Below are 1,758 nucleotides of genomic sequence, written 5' to 3' on the forward strand. Positions count from 1 at the left end.
AATCCCTCCCATGCGACGCCCTTCCCGCTTCCGTCCCCTGTCCGCCGTCTGTCTGCTGACCCCGTTCCTCCTGCTCGCCTGCATCCCTGACGGGGACCCGGACGACTCGACCGCGGACGCGGGGCTCGATGGAGGCCCCCAGGACGACGGCGGCACCGGCACCGACGCGGGCACCGTGGAGCTGACGCAGTTCGCCCGCGACATGCTGGAGGCCCACAACGCGGCCCGCGCCGCCGCGAAGCCCACGCCGTCCCCCGCGCTGGAGCCGCTCACGTGGGACCCCGCGGTGGCGGAGGTCGCCCAGAAGTGGGTGGACCAATGCAACTACGAGCACAACGCGGGCCGGGGCAACGCGGGAGAGAACATCGCCGCCGCCACGCCGGACTACCTGAACGCGAAGACCGTGGTGAAGAGCTGGGTGGACGAGGCGGCGGACTACGACTATTCGAAGAACACCTGCGCCACGGGCGAGCAGTGCGGCCACTACACGCAGGTGGTGTGGCGCAACACGCGCCGCCTGGGCTGCGCCACGAAGCGCTGCACCGTCAATTCGCCCTTCGGCGGATCCGCCTGGGACTTCTGGGTCTGCAACTACGCGCCGCCGGGCAACTTCGTGGGCCAGCGTCCGTACTGAGGGCCGCTGGCCCCTGCTCCGGCGACCCGTCAGCGCTTGAGCGTGCGCGCGAGGAACGCGGACGTCTCCGCCCAGGCGGACGCGGCTGCGCGCTCGTCGTAGCGGGCGCCGGACGGGTTGGCGAAGGCGTGGTCCGCGTCGTACTCCACGATGCGGCTGCGCACGCCAGCCTCTTCCAGCGCCTTCTCGAAGGCCTGCACCGTCTCCGGCGGGATGGACTTGTCCTTGGTGCCGAAGATGCCCAGCACCTGCGCCTTGATGGTGGACAGCTGCTGGGGGTCCGTCACGGGGTGGCCGTAGTAGAGGACCGCCGCGCTCAGCTCCGGGATGGCCATGGCGGTGCGCAGCGACCAGCCGCCACCGAAGCACCAGCCGATGCTGCCGGTGCGCGGGGCCTGGATGCGCGGGTCGCCCTTGAGGAACGCGTGCGCGGCCAGCAGCGTCTTCGTGGCCTGGTCGTCGTCCACCTGCTTCACCAGCGCGAGCGCCTCGTCGGGGTTGGTGCCCACCTTGCCGTGGTAGAGGTCCACCGCGAGCGCCGCGTAGCCCTCCGCCGCCAGCCGGTCCGTCCACGCCTGCACGTGCTCGTTGAGGCCCCACCACTCGTGGATGACGATGATGGCGGGCAGGGGGCCCTTCGCGTTCGGGGGCAGGCTCAGGTAGGCCTTGGAGCCGTCGGACAGCTCCACCTGCTGGCCCTTGCGCTCGGGGGCGGCGTCCTTGCGCAGGGTGTGCATGGCCTTGAACTCCTCCTCGGAGACGGCGCCCGTGGCGGACGGCGTGCGTGACACCTCCGCCGGCCTTCCCGTCGCGCAGGCGGTAAACATCAGCGCCGCCGCCAGCACCCACGTGAGCCTCTTCATGTCCGGCCTCATCGTCGTCCGTGTCCTTTCCGGGCCCGGGCTTCCCGGCCCGCATCCGCGTGCCCTCCGGGCGTAGCGCGGTGGAGGCGGAGGCGCCAGCGCGTTGAAGCTCCGGAGGGCGAACGCGAAGAGGGCCGGCGCGAGGGAGCATCCCCCACGTCCGGCCCTCGTTCTCACCCCTCCCGCGAACGGGAGGCGGTGGCTACTTCGTCGCCGGGGGCGGCTTGGTGGCCGGGGCCGGCTTCGCGCCGGGGGCCGCGG

At 72.2% G+C, this 1,758-nt stretch carries 2 protein-coding genes; one reads left to right on the forward strand and one right to left on the reverse strand.

Going from position 1 to position 1,758, the window contains the following annotated elements; genetic code table 11:
• Position 1 precedes the first annotated feature (1 nt).
• Positions 2–634: a CAP domain-containing protein gene (locus D7W79_RS41730; RefSeq protein WP_439099280.1), complete on the forward strand. Its 633-nt coding sequence runs from the start codon at positions 2–4 to the stop codon at positions 632–634.
• A 29-nt stretch (positions 635–663) separates the two neighbouring features.
• Here D7W79_RS41730 and D7W79_RS41735 read toward each other — a convergent pair whose 3' ends face one another.
• Positions 664–1,497, reverse strand: coding sequence for a dienelactone hydrolase family protein (locus D7W79_RS41735; RefSeq protein WP_120530722.1), 834 nt, complete (start codon positions 1,495–1,497; stop codon positions 664–666).
• Positions 1,498–1,758: the final 261 nt, after the last annotated feature.

The organism is Corallococcus exercitus, assembly GCF_003611585.1.
Lineage (GTDB): Bacteria > Myxococcota > Myxococcia > Myxococcales > Myxococcaceae > Corallococcus > Corallococcus exercitus.